The sequence below is a fragment of the Bradyrhizobium sp. HKCCYLRH2060 genome (assembly GCF_051168135.1).
Taxonomy (GTDB): domain Bacteria; phylum Pseudomonadota; class Alphaproteobacteria; order Rhizobiales; family Xanthobacteraceae; genus Bradyrhizobium.
The window spans coordinates 18,425-43,484 of record NZ_JBNPUK010000001.1 but is presented as its reverse complement, the minus strand read 5'-3'; the positions used below and the strand labels follow the sequence as shown (position 1 = coordinate 43,484).

Sequence of the window (25,060 nt, the reverse complement as noted above, 5' to 3'; positions counted from 1 at the left end):
TGGGACGATATCGGCCCTCATCGGCCATTTGCGTCCCCGCGATCTTCAACGTCGCGATCTCAGAGATCACTGACAAAGAGCGCGCCATCAACCGATGGCGCGCCCTCGTCGCATCAATGATGCATCGCCGACTTCGCCGGTGGCAGCAGCACCTTGTCGATGACGTGGATGACGCCGTTCGAGGCCATGACGTCGGCCTGCACCACATGCGCGTCGTTGACCTGCACGCCGAAGAAGGTGCCGTCGACGTCGACCTTCTGGCCCTGCGCGGTCTTCACGCTGAGCTTCTTGCCGGCGACGTCGCCGGCCTTCACCGCGCCGGGAATCACGTGGTACTTGAGGATCGCGGCGAGCTTGGCCTTGTTCTTCGGCTTGAGCAGATCCTCGACGGTGCCCGGCGGCAGCGCGGCGAACGCCGCGTCCGTCGGGGCGAACACGGTGAACGGGCCCTTGCTCTTCAGCACCGGCACGACGCCTGCGGCCTTGGCGGCCGCCACCAGCGTCTTGAACTGGCCTGCACCGACGGCAGTGTCGACGATATCGGCTGCACGAGCGGCGGTGGCGGACATGGAGAGCGCGCCCAGCATCAACGCGCCGGCCACGAACGAACGGATTCCCAGCGTCATTCGAATTTTTCCCTGTGAACTGAACTAATGAGTTGGCTGATGCGCAAAAGGGATTTGCGGCCCCTGTTCGCCCTGTCCTCCAGGTCGCATCACCCCGACCGGATTGGTCAGGCTCGTTACGATCGCTGCGTTCGGATGGATTTGAGGATGAGTTCACGAACTCGTGAGCCGCCTCTGAGGCCTGCAGGGCAGTGCGTCCGAGAGCCATGAATCCGCGGGACTAATTGCTTTGTAGGAGCATCCGCATTGCCCGTCGTGCCATTTTGTCGCAACCCGACGGGCGTTGTGTCGTCGGGCAAATCAGCCGCACATTTACCGCCGTCACGGCCCGCAAGAGGGACGCTTCGCGATCGTTACGAAACGTGGGCCGGCGACGCGATGGACGCATCGGATCGCAGCGCGCGAGATCGCGCCGACGAACGATGACGATGCGGACGTAAAAGCGCGTGGTCCTGGCGCCCCGATGCTGGCGTCAAGTCGATGGGAGTGATCCCGAACGACGACGGTGGCTAACAGGCCGGACACCGGGGAGAGCGCGCCATAAGCGTTAACACCATCGCGCAGGGAAGGCCGGGTTGTCCCGGCTGAGCCTGTGGTTCTGCCGCCTGCATTTTTTTCGCAGGCGGACCGCAGGTGCCAGTCGGCACCTGGCCTTCCCTGCGCCCTCGATTTACGGAGGGTGGAGATTTGGCAAAGCTCGGGCGCGAGAGGCGTCGCGAGAAGGTTACGTCATGCTCCGTCATTGCGAGCGAAGCGAAGCAATCCAGAGTCTCTCTGACAATCCTGGATCGCTTCGTCGCGTTGCTCCTCGCGATGACGGCGAGGGGGAGCGGAAACCCCTACCTGATCGGCGGTGCGTACTGGACGCCGCCGGCGTTCCAGAGCTGGTTCATGCCGCGCGGGATCTTCAGCTTGGACTCGCTGCCGACATTGCGCTCATAGACCTCGCCGTAATTGCCGACGTGACGGATCACGCGCGCCGCCCAATCCTTCGTCAGCCCGAGGTCCTCGCCGTAGCTGCCCTCGTTGCCGACCAGCCGCATCACGTCCGGCTTCTTCGACTTCAGCGCCTCGTCGATGTTCTTGGAGGTGACGCCGAGCTCCTCGGCATTGATCATCGCGTACAGCGTCCACTTGACGATCATCATCCAGTCGTCGTCGCGCTGGCGCACCACGGGCGCGAGCGGCTCCTTGGAGATCAGGTCGGGCAGGATGTCGTGATCGGCGGGCTTCGACAGCGTCAGTCGCAGCGCGTAGAGCTGCGAGACGTCGGCGGTGAAGGTGTCGCACTTGCCGCTGTCATACGCCTTGATGACGTCGTCGAGCTTCGAAAACTTCACCTCCTCATACTTCATGTTGTTGGTGCGGAAATAGTCGCCGAGGTTGAGCGCGTTGGTGGTGGAATCCTGCACGCAGACCTTGCTGCCGTTGAGGTCGAGCGCCGTCTCCAGCTTGCGCGACCGCGGCACCATGAAGCCCTGGCCGTCGTAATAGGCGACTGCGGGGAAATACAGGTCGTAGTTCTGCTCGCGCGCCATCGACCAGGTGGTGTTGCGCGAGAGGATGTCGACCTTGCGGCTCTGCAGCTCCTTGAAGCGCTCACTGGCGTCGAGCGGCACGAACTTCGCCTTCTTCGGATCATCGAAGATCGCGGCGGCCACGGCGCGGCAGAAGTCGACGTCGAAGCCGCTCCAATTGCCCTTGTCATCGGGAATCGAGAAGCCGGGCAGGCCGGCATTGACGCCGCACAGCACCTCGCCGCGGCGGATGGTCCGCTTCAGCGTGCGGGTGTCGTACATCTCATAGGTGACGGCGAGCGCCGCGACGAGGACGGCGACGGCGAGCCCGATCAGCAGGCCGCCTCGGAAAGTGCGCATGGTCAATCTCTTTCAAAAAATGTCAGGACGAAGCGATGGCTGAATGTCCGGCGGCGGGCGCCGCCGTCACAGTTCCGGCTTCTGCCGCACCACGACCTTGGTGCCGACCGGCACGCGGTCGAACAGGTCGGCGACATCGGCATTCACCAGGCGGAAGCAGCCCGAGGAAATCTTGCTGCCGATCGTCCAGGGCTGGTTGGTGCCGTGGATGCGGTATACGGTGGTGCCCAGATACATCGCGCGCGCGCCCAGCGGATTGCCAGGGCCGCCGGCCATGAAGCGCGGCAGATAGGGCTGGCGCTGGATCATCTCGGGCGGCGGCGTCCAATCCGGCCACTCGGCCTTCTTGGTGATCGACAGCAGCCCCTGCCACTGGAAGCCGTCACGGCCGACGCCGATGCCGTAGCGGATGGCACGTCCGCCCGGCTGCACGAGATAGAGGTGGCGTTCGGCGGTGGACACGATGATGGTGCCCGGCGGCTCGGTGGTGCGGAAATAGACCACCTGCTTGCGCCATTCGGGATCGAGCTCGTAGCCGTCATCGGCGACGAGGCCGGGCTGATCGCCGGGGTCCTCGGACTGGGCAAAACTATGCGATGTGGGCAGTGCCAGCGCAATGATGGCGCTGGCCGCACACAGCAGGCGACGGAAACTCGGCATTCAAAGCTCTCCTCGACGGACCCCTGCGAAGCTTGCCCGATCAAATCCACCCGCCAAATTTCAGGAGCATATTCGCAGCAAAGTCAAGGTGAGCGCAGGGCGCACCCGCTGTCATCCGAGCTTCATCCAGAGCCGCAGCAGGAAGGCCACCGCGCCGACGGTCGCCACGCCGGCGAGCCACAGCGCAACGAACCAGGCGAGGCGCTTCGCGAGTGGGGCAGGCTGCTCGGAGGGCATCAATGATAGCCGCTGTCGTGCCCGACCTTGCCGCGAAACACCCAATAGGCCCAGCCGGTGTAGGCGAGGATCAGCGGCACCAGCACCAGCACGCCCGGCAGCATGATCAATTGGCTGCGTTCGGGTGCTGCCGCCTGCCAGATCGTGATGCTCTGCGGCACGACGTAGGGATACATGCTGATGCCGAGGCCGGCGTAGGACAGCAAGAACAGCGCGAGCGCGAGAAAGAACGGCCAGCCATCGCGCTTCTGGGCGAGGTTCTTCATCATCAGCACGGTGACGCCAATGACGGCGAGCGGCACCGGCGCGGTGAGAATGATCGCCGGCCACCTGAACCAGCGGTCCGAATATTGAATGGTGAGCAGCGGCGTCCACAGGCTGACGGCGGCAATGGCGAGCAGCATCGCGAACAGCAGGACCCAGCTGATGCGGTAGGCCTTGTCGCGCAGGTCGCCCTCGGTCTTGAGGATCAGCCAGGTGGCGCCGAGCAGCGCATAGCCGATCACGAGCGAGACGCCGGTGAGCAGGCTGAACGGCGTCAGCCAGTCCCACCAGCCGCCGGCATAGTTACGTCCCTCGACATGCACGCCCTGCAGGATGGCGCCGAGCGCGATGCCCTGCGCCAGTGTCGCGACCCAGGAGCCGCCGGCAAAGGCGATGTCCCACAGATTGCGCTGGGCGCGGGTGCGCCAGCGGAATTCGAAGGCGACGCCGCGGAAGATCAGGCCGACCAGCATCGCGATCAGCGGCGCATACAGCGCGGGCATCAGGATCGCATAAGCGAGCGGGAACGCGGCCATCAGGCCACCGCCGCCGAGCACCAGCCAGGTCTCGTTGCCGTCCCACACCGGCGCCACGGTGTTGGTGATGACGTCGCGGTCCTGCCTGCCGGGAAACAGCGGGAACAGGATGCCCAAGCCGAGATCGAAGCCGTCCATCACGACGTAGATGAACACGGCGAGCGCGATGATGAACGCCCAGAGGGTGGCGAGATCGACGGTGACGCTCATGATCCGACGGCTCCCTGCACGACACCGGCGGCCGGCGTGATGCCGGCGGTGCGGACCGGCTGCTCGCTGCTCGGGCCCGGCTCGCCGGGATGCGGCGGCTCAGCCATCAGGCGCAGGATGTACATCACGCCGGCGGCAAAGATGATGAAATACACGACGATGAAGGCGAGCAGCGACGTGCCGACGGCCGGGGCGGCGAGCGGCGACACGGAATCCGCGGTGCGCAGCAGCCCGTACACCGTGAACGGCTGGCGGCCGGTCTCGGTGGTGATCCAGCCGGCCATGACGGCGATGAACCCCGCCGGTCCCATCGCAATCGCGAAGCGGTGCAGGCCGCGGTTGATGTACAGCCGGCCGCGCCAGCGCTCCCACAGGCTGAACCCGCCGAGCGCCAACATCAGCAGGCCCAGGCCGACCATGATGCGGAACGACCAGAACGTGATCGGCACCGGCGGCCAGTCCTGCCGCGGCACGGTGTCGAGCCCGGCCATCGGAGCGTCGATCTGGTGCTTGAGGATCAGCGAGCCGAACTTGGGGATGCCGAGCGCCCATTTCAGCTCGCCCTTGGCCTGGTCGGGCCAGCCGAACAGGTACAGCGGCGCGCCGTCCTTGTGGCTCTCGAAATGGCCTTCCATGGCCATGATCTTCACCGGCTGGTGCTCGAGCGTGTTGAGCCCATGCTGATCGCCGACCAGGATCTGCAGCGGCGCCACCAGGGCGGCCATCCACATCGCCATCGAGAACATCACGCGCGGGCCCGGCAGGTGCGGATTGCGCAGCAGATGCCAGGCGCCGACCGCGCCGACCACGAGCGAGGTGGTGAGATAGGCCGCCAGCACCATGTGGACGAGGCGATAGGGGAAGGACGGGTTGAAGATCACCGCGAGCCAGTCGACCGAGACGAACTGGCCGTCGGCGTTGACCGCGTAGCCCGCCGGCGTCTGCATCCAAGAATTGGCGGAGAGGATCCAGAATGCCGAGATCAGCGTGCCCACTGCGACCATCAGGGTGGCGAGGAAATGCAGCTTCGGGCCGACGCGCTTCAGGCCGAACAGCATGACGCCGAGGAAGCCGGCCTCGAGGAAGAAGGCGGTCAGCACCTCATAGGCCATCAGCGGGCCGATCACCGGGCCGACCTTGTCGGAATACACCGACCAGTTGGTGCCGAACTGGTAGGACATCACGATGCCGGAGACGACACCCATGGCAAACGCGATGGCGAAGATCTTGAGCCAGTAATTGAAGACGTTGAGATAGACGTCGCGTCCGGTCCACAGCCACAGCGCCTCGAGCACGGCGAGGTAGGACGCGAGCCCGATCGAGAAGGCGGGGAAGATGATGTGGAAGGTGACCGTGAAGGCGAACTGCGCGCGCGCCAGCTCAACCGCATCCAAACCGAACATCAGCACCGTCCGTCATTGCCACGGGGCTTGTAGCATCGCCCCATGACGGAAGATTGCACCGGCAACGCACGATATCAAATGGTCAAATCGCCCTATTGGCGGCGTGAGCGATCCCAAACGACGAAGACCCGGCAGGGGCATCCGCCGGGTCTTCGGAGCAACCTTGGAAGGTGGAGGTAACCTTGAATTTGCTCGCTCCAAACCGAGATCAGCTGGGGGACTGAGGCTCGGCTGATGGATAACGTTCTAGCGGCCGAAATTTTCCAGGTGATTTCGCCGATTGTTTCAATTGTTTCGTTCGGCGATTTTCTCGATGTCGTCGTCACGGGAACCCGCCGGGACCTTGGTCCCGACGAGAATGAAGGTGAATCAGGCGGCGAGGCTGTGCACGCCGGCGCCGCGCAGCAGTTCGGCGAGGTGCTTGCGGGCGTAGAACATGCGGGTCTTCACCGTGCTCTGGGGGATGCCGATGATCTGGCCGACCTCCTCCACGGACTTCTCGTGGTAGTAGATCAGGGTGATGATCTCGCGATGCGCCGGCGACAGCTTGGCGACGCAGGCGCGCAGGATGGCGCTGGTCGTCGAACGCTCGAGCGACGTTTCCGGCGTGTCGGAGTCGTCGGCGATCTCGCGCACCTCGTCCTGGTCGATGTCCTCGAAGCGGCGCTGGCGCAGTGCGGTCAGCGCCTTGAAGCGGGCGATCGAGAGCAGCCAGGTCGAGACCTGCGAGCGGCCCTCGAACTGCTTGGCGGTGCGCCAGACGTCCAGGAACACCTGGCTGACGAGGTCCTCGGCGATCGTGGTGTCGCGCACGATGCGCAGGATGAAGCGATAGACCCGCACATTGTGGCGCGCATAAAGCGTGTGCATCGCGGTGCGATCGCCATCGGCAATGCTCTCCAGGAGCATGTCGTCCGTGGTCGCCTGGGCTGCGATGATGCCCTGGCTGGCTGCGGAATTGATGGCAACGACGTTCTGCATGGCACTCTCCCGTTCCGCCGCCCCCTTGCGGCGTTTCGACGGGATGGATTGTTAAGGAGCGCCCGTTTCGGGACGTCTGCACGAAAACAGGAAAATGGTTTCGTGCGCCTGCGGAAATGTTTCGTCGCGCCGCACATCGCGAAACAGTCGTGGCGGAATTGTGCCTTATTCCAATTTGCGGAACGAAATGCGGGCGAACAGGTCGCTCCGGCTGCCGCCGGCTGGCCCGCTTCAGGCCTTGTCGCCGGCCGGGGAAAACAGGTAGCCGCCGCCGCGAATGGTCCGGATCACGGCCGGTTTGGTCGGATCGGGCTCGATCTTGCGGCGGATCCGCATGATTCGCAGGTCCACGGCGCGGTCGAAGGCCTCGGCATCGCGGGCATTGGCGAGCTCCAGCAGCCGCTCGCGCGACAGCACCCGCTTCGGGTTGGCGGCGAACACTTTGAGCAGGCCGTACTCGGAAGCCGTCAGCGGATGCTCGTTGCCTTCGTCGTCGCGCAGCGCCTGGGCATCGAGATCCAGCCATTTGGTGCCGAACCGCACCAATTGCGGGTTTTTGGCCTGGGCCGGAGCGGTCTCCGTGACGGCCGCCGCAGCCTTGGCTGGACCGCTGCGGCGCAGCACGGAGCGGATCCGGGCCATCAATTCACGCAATTCGCACGGCTTGGCGACGTAATCGTCGGCCCCGAGCTCGAGCCCGACCACGCGGTCGATCGGGCTGGCGGTGGCCGTCAGCATGATCACGGGGATGTTGGTGCGGCCCTTGAGATCGCGGATGATCGACAATCCGTCCTCTTCGGGCATGTTGAGGTCGAGCACGACGAGATCGGCCGGGCCGGTTTCGATGGCGCTGCGCAGGCTCTTGCCGCCATCGCACAAGGTCACGGTGAAGCCGTGCATCTTGAGGTAATCACCCACCATTTCGCGGGCGGGCGCCTCGTCGTCGACGATGATGATGTGCTGGCTCTGACTCATGACAATTCGGCCGCCGGCAGTGTGATGGTGAAGGTCGATCCGGATCCCGGCCCTTCGCTCCTGGCCGTCACCTCGCCACCATGCATGTCGACGATGCGTTTGACAATCGACAGGCCGAGCCCGGTCGAGCTCTCGCCCGCGGTCGGTTTGGCCGACAGCCGCTGGAACCGGCCGAACAGCCGGCCGAGATCCTCCGGCGAGAGGCCAGCGCCCTGGTCGGTGATGCCGATGATGGTGTTGTCGCCATCGTCCGAGGCATTCACGATGATCCTGCCGCCGATCGGGCTGTACTTGATGGCGTTGCTCAAGAGATTGTCGATCGCTTCGCGGATCCGGTCGATGTCGCACATCGTCGACAGCAGCGTCGGCGCCGAGACCTCGATGACCTGTTGCTTGTTGAGGGCGAGCGGCTGGTTGGCCTCGACCACCTCGTGGATCAGGGCTGTGATGTCGACCGGCTCGCGGCGGATGGTGATGTCGAAGGCGTCGGCCATCGCATCCGAGATCAGATGGTCGACCATCGAGGTCAGCCGCTTGGCGGCATCACGGATATGTCCGACCTGGCTGGTGATGCCCTCGGCGGATGCACCGGTTGCGATCAACTCGGTCAGCATTTCCGTGCGGCCGAGAATGACGCCCAGCGGATTCTTCAGGTCATGGGCGACGGTGCCGAGAATCTCGTTCTTGAAGCCGTTGGCGCGCTGCAGCCGCAGCCATTGCGCCGACAGCCGCCGGTTGGCCTGCATCAGCGCGCGGGTGCGCTGGGCGACGCGGTCCTCGAGCTGGGTGTTGGCCTCATGCAGCTGCTGATAGAGGATCACGTTGTCGAAGGCGATCGACAGCCGGCTGGAGAAGATCTCGACCAGCGAGCGGTCGGTCTCGGACAGCGGCCGCTCCGCCTGCAGCAGCACCACGACCTCGCGCCCCGAGCCGGTGCGGACATAGAGCACGGTGCGATGGTCGGCGAATTCGTTGCTGCGCTGCCTGAAGGCGGCCTCGACCATGTCGCGCAGGTCGGGATCGAGCGAGCGCGAGGTGACGGCGCCGGAGAAGCGGCTGTAGCAGCCGGAGCCGGCCAGCACCGAGAAATCCTCGGTCTGGCTGCCGTCGTCGCGCAGCACCAGGATCCCGGCGCAATCGACGTTGAGCAGCGACGCGATCTGGGTCAGCACGCCCTCGGCCAGCCGCTGCATCGACTTGAAATCATACAGCGTCGAGGCGGCGTCGATGATGATCTCCAGGCCGCGCCTTGTCTGCACCATGCGCTCGAGCTGCTGGTAGCTGCGCAGCGCTGCCGTCAGCGAGGTGAACAGCTTGTCGGCGGTGAGCTCGGTCTTGGCCTTGTAGTCGTTGATGTCGTACTGGACGATGACGCGCCGCTCCGGCGCCTGGCCGGGCTGTCCGGTCCGCAGGATGATGCGGACGGTCTCGTTCTTGATCTCGTTGCGGATGTATTCGACGAGCTCGAGCCCGGCGACGTCGGTCTCCATGATGACGTCGAGCAGCACCGCTGCGACGTCGGTGTGCTCCCGCATCAGGGCGCGGCCCTCGGCCGCCGAATAGGCGGAGAGGATTTCCAGCCCCTGGCCGTTCAGGCTGTAGTCCGACAACGCAAAGCGGGTACCTTCGTGCACGGCATGGTCGTCGTCGATGACGGCGATCTTCCATTTCCGGGCCGAACGGTCGTCCTCGTCGAAACCGGTATCCTCGATCAGTTGGAGGACATCGTCCTGTTCGGCCATTGCGTCGTTCCGTCACCCATTGCTGTCTCGGCGCCGCCCTTGGCGACCCGCGGCATGATAATCCGAAAGGTGGTGCCTTGTCCCTCGCGGGATTCCAGCATCATGCGGCCGCCAAGCTGCTGCGTCACCAGATTGTAGACGATATGCAGCCCGAGCCCCGTTCCCCCTTCGTTGCGGCGTGTCGTGAAGAACGGATCGAAGGCCTGGCGCTGCACGTCGGGGGTCATGCCGGCCCCGTTATCGGCGAAAATGATCTCGATGTCATCCGCGCCGCGCGGCCGCGCCGTGATCGAGATGGTGCCCGCGCGGCCGTCGGCAAAGGCATGGTTGACGGCGTTGAGGAACAGGTTGGTGAGAATCTGACCGTAGAATCCGGGATAGCCGTCGATGAAGAGCCCTTCGGGGACGTCGACCGCCAGCGTGATCGGCGCGCGCTTGAGCACCGGCTTGAGGCTGGTGATGATCTGATCGGTCGCCTCGCTCAGGACGAAGGTCCGTCGCTCCGCATGGGAGCGGTCGACCGCGACCTGCTTGAACGACTGGATCAACTCGCCGGCGCGCTGCAGATTGGCGACCAGCTGCTCCGATGCATCGCGCGAGGTGCGCACGAACTCCTCCAGCTGCGACCGGCGCAGGCCGCCTTCGGGCGACCGCAGCGCCGCCTCGAACATCTCGACCCGGCGCGCGAAGCTGGAGGCCACCGTCAGGCTGATGCCGATCGGATTGTTCACCTCGTGGGCGACGCCGGCGACCAGCCCGCCCAGCGCCGCCAACCGCTCGGCATCGATCAGGTTGCGCTGTGCGGCGCTCAGTTCGAGCAGGGCGCTCTCGGCCTCTTCCTTCGCGGCGCGGAGCTCGTCCTCGGTCTTGCGCTTGGCGATCGCGTTCTCGCGGAAGGTCTCGACGGCGCGGGCCATCGCGCCGACCTCGTCGCGCGCCTCGGTGCCTTGGACCTCGCGGTCGTAGTCGCCCAGCATGATCGCGCGCATCGAGGCCATGATCTGCTGCAGCGGCAGCCGGATCGACAAGGCGATCAGCACGCCGGCGGACAGGATGACTCCCAGGAAGATCACCGCGATCGAGAGGACGCGGCGGGAGATGTCCTTCAACGTCCGATCGAACGTCGCCTGCGCCTTCTGCTCGTGCTGGCGCATCTTCACCGACAGGCCGTCGATGGCGCCGATGGTCTCGGCCTGGCTCGCATCGATGGTGTTGCGCAGCAGCTCGGTGCGGTTGGTGAGCTGATCGGTGAGCTTGGAGAATCCCGCGCGCAGCGCCGCGGTCCGGGCCGACAGCCGCTGCAGCGCCAGGCGCTGCAGATCATTGTCCGCAAGGCTCGACATCACCGGAATGGTCTTCTCGATCGTCTCCGTGTTGCGGCGCGCGTCGTCGGCGGAGGCGGGCGCGAGCGACAGATAGTAGGAATTGGCCGCGACCAGCATGGCGGTGAACGCCTCGCGCGATTTGCCGAGCGAGGGCCAGATCTGCGCGTCGCGATGGCCGGTCGCGCCTTCGATCACCGAATACAGCCCGGCGATGTCGCGGGCGGGGCCGAGAACCTCTTCCTCGTAGGTCTTGGAGATCGTCGCCTGCAGGCTGCGCAGCTCGCCGAAGCCGTCCAGAAAGCGCACGGTGACGCGCTCCAGCTCCTCGACCGATCCCGACAGCATCGGGTCGGTCGAGGCGCGCGTCGTCAGCGTCCCGAGCACGGCCTCGCGCAGCAGCAGGATCTCGGCGAACAGCTCCGGGCTCGGCTGATTGATGTAGCGATGGATGAGGTTATGCAGCCGGCTGGTCTCGCTTTCGAGCAGGGCCAGGACCTTGTCGGATTCGCGGACCTGGCGGACGTCGTCCCAGGCCGTGCCGAGCACCGTCGCGCCATTCCAGATCAGCGCCGCCAGAACGATGACGACCGCCGAGTTCAGCGCGGCGATCGAGAGGATGCGCCAGCGGATCGGAACCGCCCGCAGCGCGCGCACGATTCGTGCCCGCCCCAGGACCGCCAGGCTGAGCGGCCGCGCGACGGATTTCCGCTGCTCGGATCGCGCCACGATCGCTACCTCGGACCGGGCTTACGGAACCGGCCTGCGCGCGATCCGCCGCGGGCACCCGGATTTGTATGCTGCGGCGCATTTAACCGCGCCGCGGAGTACGGGAGGCGTAAAAGGGACGAGCGGTACCGCGCGCCCGCCTCAGCGCGCATCAGCACCGGCGTGACGTCCACTCTCGAGATCGACGAAAGATGGGCGCGGTACACAGGCAACACTTTCCCCTTGATGATGAGGTCGGCCCGGATGTGAAAAGGTTCAATGCTCTCCCGAACAGGTGCTATAAGTCCATTCTGACGTCAAAGCGATACGCGTCAATGGTTTGTTGATAGTTTGTTGCAGCCTTGGGTTGCTGGACCCGGTTTTTCGGTCCGATTGCGATCTCAGCCCGGGCCTATTCATTCATCGAATTGGAGTTGCCTCCCGGTGACGGTCCTTCTGCGTTCTGTTTCGTTTGCAACCCTGCTCTGGACGGTTGTTGGCGCAAGCACGGCCCAGGCCGCGACCGAGATCGCGTGGTGGCATGCGATGTCGGGCGAGCTCGGCAGGCAGGTCGACAGGCTGGCCGCCGACTTCAATGCTTCGCAGTCCGACTATCGCATCGTGCCGAGCTACAAGGGCAGCTATACGGAGACCGTGACGGCGGCCATCTTCGCATTCCGCTCGCGCAGCCAGCCGGCGATCGTGCAGGTCAACGAGATCGCGACCGCGACGATGACGGCGGCCAAGGGCGCGATCTACCCGGTCTACGAGCTGATGCGCGACGAGCAGGAGAGCTTTTCGCCGTCGGCCTATCTGCCCGCCATCGCCGGCACCTATGCCGACGCTGACGGCAACATGCTGTCGTTTCCGTTCAACGCCTCCACGCCCATCCTCTACTACAACAAGGATCAGTTTCGCGCAGCCGGGCTCGATCCGGGCGCGGCGCCGAAGGCCTGGCCCGAGCTCGGCAAGGCCGCCCGGCGGCTGCGCGACAATGGCGTTGCCTGCGGCTTCACGACGTCGTGGCCGGCCTGGATCAACGTGGAGAATTTCTCCGCCTTCCACAATCTGCCGATCGCCACGCGGGCCAACGGCTTTGCCGGACTGGACGCCGTGCTGACATTCAACAATCCACAGGTGATTCGGCACATCGCCCAGCTCGCGGAATGGCAGAAGAGCAAGGTCTTCGACTATGGCGGCCGCGGCCAGGCAGCCGAGCCGCGTTTCCAGAAGGGCGAGTGCGGCATCTTCATCGGCTCCTCGGCGACGCGCGCCGACATCAAGGCGAATTCGAAGTTCGAGGTCGGCTACGGTATGATGCCGTACTGGCCCGATATTGCGGGCGCGCCGCAGAATTCGATCATCGGCGGCGCGACGCTGTGGGTGCTCCGCGACCGTCCGGCGGCCGAGTATAAGGGCGTGGCCAAGTTCTTCGCCTATCTGTCGCGGCCCGATGTTCAGGCCGCCTGGCACCAGAATACGGGCTATCTGCCGATCACGCAGGCGGCCTTCGATCTGACAGGCGCGCAGGGCTTCTACGACCGCAATCCAGGCGCGGCGATCTCGATCGAGCAGGTGACGCTCAATCCGCCCACGGAAAATTCGCGCGGCCTGCGGCTCGGCTCATTCGTGCTGATCCGTGATGCCATCGAGGACGAGATGGAGCAGGCCTTCAGCGGCCGCAAACCGGCGCAGACGGCGCTCGATGCCGCCGTCGAGCGCGGCAACCGTCTGCTGCGCCAGTTCGAGCGCGCGAGCCCGGATCGCTGATGACGGCGTTGCACGAGTGAGCCACTGATGGGCCGATTGCCGGACATCACTGCGGGCGCCGAGCTGCGTGGCCTTCGCGCTGATGTCGCGGCATGGCTGCCGGTGGCGCGCGATATCGTGCGCCACCACGGTTGCGAGCATCCGGGCCTCGCTCCCTTTGCAGCCGGCACCAACCTCGTCGCGGGAATCGGCGGCGAGCTGATCCTGAAACTGTTTCCTCCGTTCCATCGGCGCCAGTTTCTGTCCGAGCGGAGTACGCTGCGCGTGCTCGCCGGACGCTTGAAGCAGGTCGCCACGCCTGAGTTGCTGCACGAAGGTGACCGGGACGGCTGGACCTATCTGATCATGACGCGGCTCGACGGCATTCCGGCCGCGGAGGTCTGGCCCGGGCTCGACGAGCGCGGGAAGCAATCCTTGCTGAGAGACGTCGGAGAGCTGATTGCGGAGGTGCAGCTTGTGCCCCCTGGCGAACTGCTCGCGATCGGCCCGCGCTGGTCCGACTTCCTGCAAGGGCAGTTCGCAGGCTGCCGCGCCCGCCATCAGCGGCTCGGTCTGCCGGAGGCGCTGCTTGCCGGCCTGGATGATCTCCTGCGCGACGCCGCCGCGCTGCTGCCTCCGGACCCACGGCCCGTCATCCTGACCGGCGAATACATTCCGGAGAACTTTCTCGTCTCTCGCCATGGTGACGGCTGGCGCATCAGCGGTCTGTTCGATTTCGGCGACGTCATGGCCGGCTTCGGTGAATACGACCTGCTCGGGCCGAGCGCCTTCATGGCCGCGGGCCATCCCGGCCGCGTGCGCGCGTTGTTCCACGGCTACGGATTCGCGCCGGCCGACGTCACCTGGCAGCTCAAGCGGCGGCTGCTGGCCTTGATGCTGCTGCATCAGGCCAGCGATCCTGTCCGGCACATCTGCATCCCGGATTGGCCCAGCAGGATCCGCAACTTCGATCAGCTTCAGGCGCTGATCTGGCCGGACTGATGTCCCGGTGTCCCGTCTGCGTAAATCGGTCGCACGGCGTATTGAGAGACTATAATTTGTGCAAATTCGCACTTATGTATGCAATTCTGCATGGAGGTGACGCGACGTTTGAGGTCGTGAGACCCGCAATTTCAACGGCTTAGTCGATCGTGAGGCTTGGCACGAAGCTTGCGATCATTGTTCCCGCCGGTCGTATTCTGGTGGGAGCATTTGATGAAGCGTCGCGATTTTCTGAAATCCGTGTCCGGTCTGGCTGCGGGGGCCGCGCTGCCAATGGCGCCGGCGATCATGTCGTCGGCCAAGGCCGATGCGCGGTCCGAGACGCTGCTCATCGTCTCCGAGGGCGGTCCAAACAACCTCGACATCCACGGCGTCGGCACCAACGTGCCCGGCTATGAGGTCTCGTGGAATTGCTACGACCGCCTGATCAGCCACGAGATGAAGAGCGGCCCGGGCGGCGTGCCGTATTACGACCGCGACAAGTTCAAGCCCGAGCTGGCCGAGGACATGACCATCGGCGACATGTCCGCCACCTTCAAGCTCCGCAAGAACGCCAAATTCCACGACGGCACGCCGGTCACCGCCAAGGACGTGAAGTGGTCGCTCGATCGCGCCGTCAGCGTCGGCGGCTTTCCGACTTTCCAGATGAGCGCGGGCTCGCTGGCCAAGCCGGAGCAGTTCGTCATCGTTGACGACCACACGGTGCGGGTCGATTTCCTGAAGAAGGATCGGCTGACGATCCCAGATCTCGCCGTCATCGTACCCTGCGTCGTGAACTCCGAACTGGTGAAGAAGAACGCCACCGACAAGGATCCGTGGGGGCTCGAATACACCAAGCAGCAGACCGCGGGCTCCGGCGCCTACAAGGTGACGAAGTGGACCGCCGGTACCGAAGTGATCATGGAGCGCAACGACGACTGGGTGTGCGGTCCGCTACCCAAGATCAAGCGCGTGATCTGGCGCATGGTGCCGCAGGCCGGCAACCGGCGCGCGCTGCTCGAGCGCGGAGATGCCGACATCTCCTATGAGCTGCCGAACAAGGACTTCCAGGAGATGAAGTCGAACGGCAAGCACACCGTGATCTCATTGCCGATCTCCAACGGTATCCAATATATCGGCATGAACGTGACCAAGCCGCCGTTCGATAATCCCAAGGTTCGGCAGGCGCTCGCCTATGCAATGCCCTATCAGAAGATCATCGATGCCGTGATGTTCGGCCTGGCCAATCCGATGTTCGGTGCGCCAGCCGACAAGGCGACCGAGGTGGCGTGGCCGCAGCCGACCAAGTACTTCACCGACATGGAGAAGGCAAAAGCGCTGCTGGCGGAAGCAGGCTACCCCAACAGCTTCGAGACCACGATCTCCTTCGACCTCAATTTCGCGCAGGTCAACGAGCCCTTGTGCGTGTTGGTGCAGGAGAGCCTCGCCCAGCTCGGCATCAAGACCACCATCAACAAGGTGCCCGGCGCCAACTGGCGTACCGAGCTGAACAAGAAGGAGATGCCGCTCTTCACCAACATCTTCTCGGGCTGGCTCGATTACCCCGAGTACTTCTTCTACTGGTGCTATCACGGCAACAATTCCGTGTTCAACACGATGAGCTACAAGTCGCCGGAGATGGACAAGCTCATCAACGGCGCGCGTGATGCGGCCGCGGTGGGCGACAAGGCGACCTATGATGCCGATGTGAAGGGCTTTGTCGACCTCGCCTTCGCCGAGGTGCCGCGCATCCCGCTGTATCAGCCGTTCGTCAACGTCGCGATGCAGAAGAACATCTCAGGCTATCAGTACTGGTTCCACCGTCGGCTGGATTATCGCGCGCTGGTGAAGGGATGAGCTGCGTGAGCTGCCTTGGTTATGTGAGCCGAGCTCTCTCACTCCCTCCCCCCTTGTGGGGGAGGGGCGGGGAGGGGGGTAACCCCACCCACCGTCGCCGCGGCTCACCCCCCACCCCAGCCCTCCCCCACAAGGGGGGAGGGAGCAGACTGCGTATTGTCGTGGGAGCGGTGGAAAATCCGGCGAGGCCTTGGCCATGCTGATGCTCATCGCCAAGCGCCTCGCGTTCGCGATCCCCTCGCTGATCGGCGTCGTGATCGTTACCTTCCTGCTCACCCGCGCCTTGCCCGGCGATCCCGCCGCGTACTTTGCCGGACCTGCCGCCACCAAGGAGGCCGTCGAGCAGATCCGCAAGAAGCTCGGCTTCGACAAGCCGCTGATCGAGCAGTTCTTCCGCTACACCGTCGATCTCGCCCATGGCGACCTCGGCAGTTCGCTGACCACGGGCCAGCCGGTCGCCAGCGAGATCCGCAACCGCCTGCCGGCCTCGGCCGAGCTGACACTGCTCGGCCTCTTGGTTTCGGTCGCGATCGCGCTGCCGCTCGGCGTGCTCGCGGCGACGCGGCCGGGGTCGTGGATCGACCATACCTGCCGTATCGTCACGACCGCGGGCGTCTCGCTGCCGGTGTTCTTCACCGGGCTGGTGCTGGTGTATGTGTTCTACTTCCGGCTCGGCTGGTCGCCGGCGCCGCTCGGCCGGCTCGACGTGTTTTATAGCGCGCCGGATCCCGTGACCGGCTTCTACCTCATCGATACGCTGATCGCGCGTGACGGTGAGGCGTTCCGCTCGGCGCTGAACCAGTTGATTCTGCCCGCCGCGACGCTGGCGATCTTCTCGCTGGCGCCGATCGCGCGCATGACGCGCGCCTCGATGCTCTCGGTTCTGTCGTCGGAATTCGTGCGCACGGCGCGCGCCTCGGGGCTGTCGCCCTCGACCGTCACCGTGACCTACGCGTTCCGCAACGCCATGCTTCCGGTCATCACCACGCTGTCGATGGTGTTCTCCTTCCTGCTCGGCGCCAACGTGCTGGTGGAGAAGGTGTTCGCCTGGCCCGGCATCGGCTCCTACGCGGTCGAGGCGCTGATCGCCTCCGACTTCGCGCCGGTGCAGGGCTTCGTGCTGACAATGGCCGTGATGTACGTCGTCCTGAACCTCGTCATCGACATTCTCTATGGCGTCATCGACCCCCGTGTGAGGCTGGAAGGATGAGCACCGTCGCGCCGACCATCGAGCCCGCTGTCTCCGCCCGCACCTCCGGTCTCATGGCCCTGATCGGGCACACGCGCTATGTGCTGGCCGAGAACAAGGTCACGGGCTTCGCCTTCGGGCTTCTGGTCGTGATCCTGTTTGCTGCGATCTTCGGCCCGTGGATCGTGCCGTATGATCCGTTGGCCAGCGACACGGCGTCGGCGCTGAAGCCGCCGTCGGCGGCGCATTGGTTCGGCACCGATCAGCTCGGCCGCGACATCTTCAGCCGCGTTGTGGTCGCGACCCGGCTCGACACCTTCATCGCGGTCGCATCAGTGGCGCTGGTGTTCTTCATGGGCGGACTTGCCGGCGTCGCCGCCGGCTTCTTCGGCGGCTGGACCGATCGCATCGTCGGCCGCGTTGCCGATACGATCATGGCGTTCCCGCTGTTCGTGCTGGCCATGGGCATCGTCGCGGCGCTCGGCAACACCGTGCAGAACATCATCATCGCCACCGCGATCGTGAACTTCCCGCTCTATGCGCGCGTCGCTCGGGCCGAGGCCAATGTCCGCCGCAACGCCGGCTTCGTGCAGGCGGCGCGGCTGTCGGGCAACAGCGAGATGCGCATCCTGCTCGGCCACATCCTGCCGAACATCATGCCGATCATGATCGTGCAGATGTCGCTGACCATGGGCTACGCCATCCTCAATGCCGCCGGCCTGTCCTTCATCGGCCTTGGTGTGCGGCCGCCGACGGCGGAATGGGGCATCATGGTCGCAGAGGGTGCCTCGTTCATGGTGTCGGGCGAATGGTGGATCGCGCTGTTTCCGGGTCTCGCGCTGATGATCGCGGTGTTCTGCTTCAATCTGCTCGGCGATGGCCTGCGCGACATCGTCGATCCGCAGCGCAGGACGTAATGGGATGAGGGTGTCCCAACAAAACTCCGTCACTGCCGGGCTTGACCCGGCAATCCATCCCCTCAAGCGAGACTTCGTCGGTCTGATGGATGCGCGGGTCAAGCCCGCGCATGACGATGGGAATACGCGGAGCCACACATGACCGCCCAGCCGCTGCTCGACGTCCGTGATCTCACGGTCGAATTCTCCACCCGGCGCGGCGTCGTCAAGGCGGTGCAGCATGTCGATATCTCCGTCGCCAAGGGCGAGACGCTCGCGATCGTCGGCGAGTCCGGCTCGGGCAAGTCGGTGACGTCGTATGCGGTGATGCGCATCCTCGATCGCGCCGGGCGCATTGCCGAGGGATCGGTGATGTTCTCCGGCGTCGACGTCAGGGCGGCCGAGGAAAGCGCGATGCGCGATCTGCGCGGGCGCGAGATCTCGATGATCTTTCAGAACCCGCGCGCGGCCCTCAACCCGATCCGCAAGGTGGGCCAGCAGATCGAGGACGTGCTGAAACAGCACGCCCAGGCGGCCGCAACCGATCGCGCCGAGAAGGCCATAGCTGCGCTCGAGCAGGTCAAGATCGCGCGCCCGCGCGAGCGCTACCACGCCTATCCGTTCGAATTGTCCGGCGGCATGTGCCAGCGCGTCGTCATCGCGCTGGCGCTGGCCTGCAACCCGCAGCTCCTGATCGCCGACGAGCCGACCACCGGCCTCGACGTCACCACGCAGAAGGCGGTGATGGACCTGGTCGTCGAGCTCACCAAGAGCCGGGGCATGTCGACGATCCTGATCACGCATGATCTCGGTCTCGCCGCGGCCTATTGCGATCGCGTGGTGGTGATGGAGAAGGGCCGGGTGGTCGAGACCGCCAAGGCCGCCGACATCTTCGCCAACCCGCAGCATCCCTACACGCGCAAGCTGATGCGCGCGACGCCGCGCCTCGGCGTGTCGCTGCGGGATCTGCTGCCGGAGGAGGAGGCGCTGGCGGCGCCTAATACTCTCTCCGTCATGGCCGGGCTTGACCCGGCCATCCATCCCACTTCGCAGGACTCGCTCCAGGCGATGGACCCCCGGGGCAAGCCCGGGGGTGACGAGCGGAGTGGGGAGGGCGAGCGGAGTGCGGGTAGCGTTCGGCCGCTCCTGCTCGTCGACAAACTGGTCAAGGAATATCCGCGCCAGGGCGCTACCGCGACACTGTCAAAGCTGTTCGGACGGAGGCCGGCGGTCGAGCCGGAGGTGTTCCGCGCGGTCGACGGCATCAGCTTCACGGTCGGTCATGGCGAGAGCGTTGGCCTGGTCGGCGAATCCGGCTGCGGCAAATCGACCACGTCGATGATGGTGATGCGGCTGCTCGACCAGACGTCGGGCCGCATCAGCTTCGATGGTGAGGAGATCGGCAACATCCTGCCGCAGGCGTTTGCCCGGCTGCCGCTGCGCAGCCGGATCCAGATGGTGTTCCAGGATCCGACCGATAGCCTCAACCCGCGCTTCACCGCGGCGCGCGCCATCGCCGATCCAGTCCTGCAGCTCGGCGATATCAGGGGCCGCGACGCGCTTCGTGCGCGCTGCGAGGAGCTCGCGACCATGGTCGGTCTGCCGCTCAACCTGCTCGACCGCTTCCCGCATCAATTGTCCGGCGGCCAAAAGGCCCGCGTCGGCATCGCGCGCGCCATCGCACTGCACCCGAAGCTCGTCATCCTCGACGAGCCCACGGCGGCGCTCGACGTCTCCGTGCAGGCGGTCGTGCTCAATCTGCTGCAGGACCTCAAGCAGCAGTTAGGTATGAGCTATCTGTTCGTCTCCCATGATTTGAATGTCGTGCGGCTGTTGTGCGATCGTGTGATCGTGATGCGGTCGGGTCGAATCGTCGAGGAAGGCAACTCCGAACGTGTGCTAGGTGATCCGCAGGATGCCTATACGCGGGAGTTGTTGACGGCGATTCCGCACCCGCCATTGCCGGCGCATTGAGCGTGAAAGCTTGAAGGGAAAAGCTGATGGCGGAGCCATTGGACGACTACATCGACGCAGTCGGGCGTGCATTGGCCCTGCCGATCGAGGACGCGTGGCGCCCGGCGATCCGGGCCAATCTCGAGGTCTCGCTGAGGATGGCGAAGCTGGTCGACGAATTCTCCCTGCCCGACGAAGCCGAGCCTGCCAGTGTCTTCACCGCTTAGTTCTCCCGAGATGACCGCGAGCGCCGTCGCCGCCGCGGTCGCCGCCGGCAAGCTCACCGCCGTCGAGGCGACCGACGCCGCGCTGGCGCGGATCATGGCCCGCGATGGTGTGCTCAATTCGTTTACCGACGTCACCGCCGAGCGGGCGCTCGCGAAGGCCCGCGCCGTGGATGCCGACATTGCGGCCGGGAAGCCGGTTGGTCCGCTCGCCGGCGTGCCGTTCGCGGTGAAGAACCTGTTCGATGTCGAGGGGCTGCCGACCCGCGCCGGCTCCAGGATCAACCGCGATCGCACCCCGGCGACACGCGATGCGACGCTGATCGCGCGCATGGAAGCCGCCGGCGCCGTCCTGGTCGGTGCGCTCAACATGGGCGAATACGCCTACGACTTCACCGGCGAGAACGTCCATGACGGTCCGTCGCGCAATCCGCACGATCCGACGCGGATGAGCGGCGGTTCGTCCGGCGGCTCGGGCAGCGCTGTCGGCGGCGGCCTGGTGCCGATTGCGCTCGGCTCCGATACCAACGGCTCGATCCGCGTGCCGTCGTCGTTCTGCGGCATCTTCGGCCTCAAGCCGACCTACGGCCGGCTGTCGCGGGCGCGCTCGTTTCCGTTCGTCATGAGCCTGGATCATCTCGGTCCGTTCGCACGCTCGGTCGAGGATCTCGCGCTCGCCTATGACGTGATGCAGGGGCCAGATGCGGACGACGCCGCGTGCACCGCGCGTGCGCCGGAGCCGGTCTCCGGCCAGCTCTCGCAAGGCATCGGCAGTCTGCGCATCGCCCTTGCCGGAGGGCACTTCCAGACGAATCTGTTTCCTGAAGCCGCCGAAGCGGTCGCTCGTGTCGCGGCTGCGCTAGAGGTCACCGAGGTGGTCGAGGTGCCCGAAGCGGCGCGCGCCCGCGCCGCGGCTTATGTCATCAGCACCACCGAGGGCGCCTCGCTGCATCTCGACCGGCTGCGCACGCGCGCGGGTGATTTCGATCCGGCGGTGCGCGACCGCCTGATTGCGGGTGCGATGATTCCGGCGCCGATGGTGGACCGCGCGCAGAAATTCCGCCGCTGGTATCGCGGCAAGGTGCTCGAACTCTTCAAGTCTGTCGACGTGCTGATCGCGCCCGCAACGCCCTGCGTTGCGCCCAGGCTCGGGCAGGCGACCTTCGTGCTCGACGGCGTCGAGCTGCCGGTGCGCGCCAATATCGGCATTCACACGCAGCCGATCTCGTTCATCGGGCTCCCCGTCGTCGCCGTTCCGATTCCGCTCGAGCCGATGCCCATCGGCGTGCAGATCATCGCGGCGCCCTGGTGCGAACATGTCGCATTGCGTGTGGCCCACGCCTTGCAACAGCTTGGCGTCGCCGCTGCGCCGGCCCCGAGAGGAGTTCTGGAGAATGGAAGTCGATCTGCCTGACGTCGTCGCGGAAGTCAGCGCGCAGTTCCAGCGCTACGAACAGGCGCTGGTCCGCAACGACGTCGCCGTGCTCGACGAGCTGTTCAAGCAGGACTCCCGCACGCTGCGCTACGGCATCGGCGAGAACCTCTACGGCTACAGCGAGATCGCGGCGTTTCGCGCCGCGCGCTCGCCGGCTGGACTGATGCGGCGGACCGCGCGCACCGTGATCACCACCTACGGCCGTGACGCCGCGGTCGCCTCGACGCTGTTCTATCGTGACACCGCGCCCGGCAAGGTCGGACGCCAGATGCAGACCTGGGTCCGGTTTCCGGAAGGCTGGAAGATCGTCGCCGCCCATGTCAGCATCATCGACGAAGCAAAGGGCGGCTGAAGATGAGCCTGGACGATCTACCGCCGCGAACGCGCCAGCGGCCCGCCCGCGAGTCCGAGATCAAGCGCATCGACCGCGCGCCGCCCGCGGTCGCGAAGATCACGCGCGCGGAGGAGCTGCGCCTGCAACTCGCCGACGATATCGTGCGCGGCGCGCTGGCGCCGGGGGCGCCGCTGGACGAGACCGAGATCGCCAAGCGCTTCAACGTCTCGCGCACGCCGGTGCGCGAGGCGCTGCGTCAATTGGCGACGTCGGGGCTGATCGAGGCGCGTGCGCATCGCGGCGCCGTCGTGGCGCGGCCCTCGGCCGACCGCCTCACCGGCATGTTCGAGGCGATGGCCGAGCTCGAGGGCCTGTGCGCCGGTCTCGCGGCGCAGCGCATGACGCCAGTCGAGCGGCAGCGGCTGGAAGCCATCCACGAGGAGCTGCGCAATCTCAGCCACGCCGGCAATCCCGAGCGCTTCCACGAGGTGAACGAGCGCTTCCACAACGCGATCTATGCCGGCGCGCACAATGCCTACATCGCCGAGATCACCCTGGCGACGCGGGTGCGGGTGCAGCCGTTTCGCCGCGCTCAGTTCCGCAATCTCGGCCGCCTTGCCAAGTCGCATGCCGAGCACGACCGCGTTGTCGTCGCCATCCTGCGCGGCGACAAGGCCGGCGCGGCGAACGCGATGCGCGCCCATATCGAGCTGGTGCGCGGCGAGTACGAGATCTACGCGGTGTCGGTGTAGGTTTTCATTCGAGCGGTAGGGTGGGCAAAGCAGCCGCCGTTCGGCGGCAGCGTGCCCACCGTCCCACGGCGAGCTGATCACCAGCGGCATGGTGGGCACGGCGCCGCTGCTATCTCGCTCGGCGAGAGCGTGTGAACGCGCCTTTGCCCACCCTACGATTTTGCGCGTGGAGCCGTCAGTCCTTCTGCGCCATATACGCGCGCCAGCCGCCGAACTCGGAGATGTCGCGCGCACCGTCGAGCGCGGCGGGCTCGACGAGGAATCCTTTGGCGGTGCGGCCATCCGCCAGCCGGATGGTGCCGATCGACAGTGGCGGCGGGATCAGGTTGACGAATTGGCCGAAGCCGGCGGCCGACAGCGCCCAGATCTCGACCGCCATGGCGCTGCCCTTGCCATCGTCGATGCGCAGCATGCCGGGCTTGGGCGGCGTGGTCGACAGCGCATAGAGCTTGTAGTCCGGCGCGGTGGTCGTCGCCTCGAGCAGACGCCCGCCGAGGCTGGTCAGTTCGTGGTTCAATGCCATGCCCGAGAGATGCGCGCCGACGACGACGATGGCGATCTCGTCGCCATGCAGTGACGGTGACACAGGCGCGAGCGGCGGCAGCGGGATCGACTTGGCGCCGACCGGCAGCGCCGTGTCGGCATGAAAGGCGCGCCCGAGGCTGGCGAGCGCCGCATCGCGCGCGGCCGGCGCGAGCAGCGTGATGCCGAACGGAATGCCGTCGCTGCGCATGGCGGCAGGCACGGCGAGCCCGCAAAGATCGAGCAGGTTGACGAAATTGGTGTAGGTGCCGAGCCGGCTGTTGAGCTCGATCGGGTTGGCGAGCACGTCCGCGGTGGTGTAGGCGGTCGGTGCCGTCGGCAGCACCAGCGCGTCGACGTCTGCGAACGTGCGCTCCGCCACCTTCCGCAGCCCCTGCAGACGATACAGCGCGGCAAACGTGTCGGCCGCGCTACCGCGCGCGCCGCCGATGGTGATCTCGCGCGTCACCGGATGGATCGCGTCGGGATCGGAGGCGAGGAGATCGCGGATCACGAGATAGCGCTCGGCAACCCACGGGCCTTCGTAGAGCAGCCGCGCGGTCTCATAGAACGGCTCGAGGTCGAATTCGACGAGCTCGGCGCCGAGCTTGGCGAAGCGTGCGGCCGCGGCGGCATAGGCTGCTTCGGCGGCCTTGTCGCCGAAGAAGATCAACTGGCCCGAACGGGGAATGCCGAGCTTCACGCCCTTCGGAAAGGCCGTCACAGCGGCCACGGGGCGGTCGCGCGAAAACGGATCGAGCGGATCGGGCGCTGCCATCACCGACAGCGCCGCGACCGCGTCGTCGACCGTGAGCGAGAACACCGAGATGCAGTCGAGCGTGCGGCACGCCGGCACCAGGCCCGTGGTCGAGATCATGCCCAGACTCGGCTTCAGCCCGACGATGTTGTTGAGCATCGCCGGCACGCGGCCCGAGCCGGCCGTATCCGTCCCGAGCGACAGCGGCACGAGACCGGCCGAGACGGCCACGGCAGAGCCGGAGCTCGATCCGCCCGGCACGAGGTCGGCGCGCACAGGGTTCTTCGGAATGCCATAGGGCGAGCGCACGCCGACGAGGCCGGTGGCGAACTGGTCGAGATTGGTCTTGCCGACGATGATCGCGCCGGCCGCGCGCAGCCGCCCCACCGCGGTGGAATCGCGAGATGGCGTGTACGCGAAGGCCGGGCAGGCGGCGGTGGTCGGCAGCCCCGCCACGTCGATGTTGTCCTTCACTGCGACGGGCACGCCGTAGAGCGGCAGCGATCTGTCCTTGTCGGCGAGGGCTTCGGCCTCCGCGAGCGCGTCCTTCTCGCCGCGCAGGCTGATGAAGATGGCGGGGTCGTTGTGCGCGCGAATCCGGGCGTAACAGCGCGCGATCGTGTCGCTTGGCTTTGTCAGGCCGGCGCGATGGGCGGCGACGATCTCGGCAATGGTCTCGGTCACGCGGCGCTCCGCGTCTCGTCCGAGCCCCAACTCTGGCCTGCCATTCTATTGCGCTCCGCTTCGCCAATCCTGCTGCGAACGTAGCAAGCCATGTGCCATTGTGTACACGGCTGGGATGCGGGCCCGACAAGGGAAAAATCTTGAAAGTCAGTAAGTTGGTATGCCGTCCGACAAGCCGTTGGGCGA

The 25,060-nt window shown here is 65.8% G+C and carries 21 protein-coding genes; 10 read left to right on the top strand and 11 right to left on the bottom strand.

The window, feature by feature from the left end; translation table 11 throughout:
• Positions 1-113: 113 nt before the first annotated feature.
• From ACQR10_RS00210 to ACQR10_RS00165, 10 genes are all read right to left on the bottom strand, one after another.
• Positions 114-569 carry a fasciclin domain-containing protein gene (locus tag ACQR10_RS00210; RefSeq protein ID WP_316218747.1) on the bottom strand — a complete coding sequence of 152 codons (456 nt, stop codon included), beginning with the start codon at positions 567-569 and terminating at the stop codon, positions 114-116.
• Between the two features lie 896 nt (positions 570-1,465).
• Positions 1,466-2,503: an amino acid ABC transporter substrate-binding protein gene (locus ACQR10_RS00205; protein WP_315801642.1), complete on the bottom strand. Its 1,038-nt coding sequence runs from the start codon at positions 2,501-2,503 to the stop codon at positions 1,466-1,468.
• 66 nt (positions 2,504-2,569) lie between these two features.
• The gene (locus ACQR10_RS00200) at positions 2,570-3,163 is read right to left on the bottom strand and encodes a L,D-transpeptidase (protein ID WP_316218728.1); all 594 of its coding nucleotides are present in this window, start codon (positions 3,161-3,163) and stop codon (positions 2,570-2,572) included.
• Positions 3,164-3,274: 111 nt separating this feature from the next.
• Positions 3,275-3,400, bottom strand: a complete 126-nt coding sequence (locus ACQR10_RS00195; protein ID WP_315801641.1) for a DUF2474 family protein — start codon at positions 3,398-3,400, stop codon at positions 3,275-3,277.
• Positions 3,400-4,410 (bottom strand): cytochrome d ubiquinol oxidase subunit II, encoded by a 1,011-nt coding sequence (gene cydB / locus ACQR10_RS00190; protein WP_315801640.1) that lies wholly within the window; start codon positions 4,408-4,410, stop codon positions 3,400-3,402. The genes ACQR10_RS00195 and cydB overlap by 1 nt, the downstream gene beginning before the upstream one ends.
• Positions 4,407-5,813 carry a cytochrome ubiquinol oxidase subunit I gene (locus ACQR10_RS00185; protein ID WP_315801639.1) on the bottom strand — a complete coding sequence of 469 codons (1,407 nt, stop codon included), beginning with the start codon at positions 5,811-5,813 and terminating at the stop codon, positions 4,407-4,409. The genes cydB and ACQR10_RS00185 overlap by 4 nt, the downstream gene beginning before the upstream one ends.
• A gap of 369 nt (positions 5,814-6,182) precedes the next feature.
• Entirely contained in the window at positions 6,183-6,794 is a 612-nt protein-coding gene (locus tag ACQR10_RS00180; RefSeq protein ID WP_315801638.1) for a sigma-70 family RNA polymerase sigma factor, read from the bottom strand.
• A gap of 231 nt (positions 6,795-7,025) precedes the next feature.
• Positions 7,026-7,769, bottom strand: coding sequence for a response regulator (locus ACQR10_RS00175; protein WP_315801637.1), 744 nt, complete (start codon positions 7,767-7,769; stop codon positions 7,026-7,028).
• Positions 7,766-9,511, bottom strand: coding sequence for an ATP-binding response regulator (locus ACQR10_RS00170; RefSeq protein WP_316182052.1), 1,746 nt, complete (start codon positions 9,509-9,511; stop codon positions 7,766-7,768). The genes ACQR10_RS00175 and ACQR10_RS00170 overlap by 4 nt, the downstream gene beginning before the upstream one ends.
• Positions 9,481-11,466: a sensor histidine kinase gene (locus tag ACQR10_RS00165; protein WP_409997902.1), complete on the bottom strand. Its 1,986-nt coding sequence runs from the start codon at positions 11,464-11,466 to the stop codon at positions 9,481-9,483. Before ACQR10_RS00165 ends, ACQR10_RS00170 begins: the two co-directional genes overlap by 31 nt.
• A gap of 519 nt (positions 11,467-11,985) precedes the next feature.
• Between ACQR10_RS00165 and ugpB the strand changes: the two genes are divergently transcribed.
• From ugpB to ACQR10_RS00115, 10 genes are all read left to right on the top strand, one after another.
• Positions 11,986-13,311: a sn-glycerol-3-phosphate ABC transporter substrate-binding protein UgpB gene (ugpB, locus tag ACQR10_RS00160; protein WP_434863657.1), complete on the top strand. Its 1,326-nt coding sequence runs from the start codon at positions 11,986-11,988 to the stop codon at positions 13,309-13,311.
• 27 nt (positions 13,312-13,338) lie between these two features.
• Positions 13,339-14,292: an aminoglycoside phosphotransferase family protein gene (locus ACQR10_RS00155; protein WP_434863656.1), complete on the top strand. Its 954-nt coding sequence runs from the start codon at positions 13,339-13,341 to the stop codon at positions 14,290-14,292.
• A 213-nt stretch (positions 14,293-14,505) separates the two neighbouring features.
• On the top strand, positions 14,506-16,128 hold the full coding sequence (locus ACQR10_RS00150) for an ABC transporter substrate-binding protein (protein WP_434911734.1): 1,623 nt from the start codon (positions 14,506-14,508) through the stop codon (positions 16,126-16,128).
• 196 nt (positions 16,129-16,324) lie between these two features.
• Positions 16,325-17,338, top strand: coding sequence for an ABC transporter permease (locus ACQR10_RS00145; RefSeq protein WP_434863654.1), 1,014 nt, complete (start codon positions 16,325-16,327; stop codon positions 17,336-17,338).
• Positions 17,335-18,234 (top strand): ABC transporter permease, encoded by a 900-nt coding sequence (locus tag ACQR10_RS00140; RefSeq protein WP_434863653.1) that lies wholly within the window; start codon positions 17,335-17,337, stop codon positions 18,232-18,234. The genes ACQR10_RS00145 and ACQR10_RS00140 overlap by 4 nt, the downstream gene beginning before the upstream one ends.
• 138 nt (positions 18,235-18,372) lie before the next feature.
• The gene (locus ACQR10_RS00135) at positions 18,373-20,187 is read left to right on the top strand and encodes a dipeptide ABC transporter ATP-binding protein (RefSeq protein WP_434863652.1); all 1,815 of its coding nucleotides are present in this window, start codon (positions 18,373-18,375) and stop codon (positions 20,185-20,187) included.
• Between the two features lie 26 nt (positions 20,188-20,213).
• Entirely contained in the window at positions 20,214-20,393 is a 180-nt protein-coding gene (locus ACQR10_RS00130) for a DUF4089 domain-containing protein (protein ID WP_315801629.1), read from the top strand.
• Positions 20,394-20,403: 10 nt separating this feature from the next.
• Positions 20,404-21,804, top strand: coding sequence for an AtzE family amidohydrolase (locus ACQR10_RS00125; RefSeq protein WP_316237367.1), 1,401 nt, complete (start codon positions 20,404-20,406; stop codon positions 21,802-21,804).
• Complete coding sequence (gene hpxZ, locus ACQR10_RS00120) at positions 21,785-22,177, top strand: oxalurate catabolism protein HpxZ (protein ID WP_316182039.1); 393 nt, start codon at positions 21,785-21,787, stop codon at positions 22,175-22,177. Before ACQR10_RS00125 ends, hpxZ begins: the two co-directional genes overlap by 20 nt.
• Before the next feature lie 2 nt (positions 22,178-22,179).
• Positions 22,180-22,911 (top strand): GntR family transcriptional regulator, encoded by a 732-nt coding sequence (locus ACQR10_RS00115; RefSeq protein ID WP_315801626.1) that lies wholly within the window; start codon positions 22,180-22,182, stop codon positions 22,909-22,911.
• Positions 22,912-23,086: 175 nt separating this feature from the next.
• Here ACQR10_RS00115 and atzF read toward each other — a convergent pair whose 3' ends face one another.
• The gene (atzF, locus tag ACQR10_RS00110; protein WP_434848376.1) at positions 23,087-24,874 is read right to left on the bottom strand and encodes an allophanate hydrolase; all 1,788 of its coding nucleotides are present in this window, start codon (positions 24,872-24,874) and stop codon (positions 23,087-23,089) included.
• Positions 24,875-25,060 lie beyond the last annotated feature (186 nt).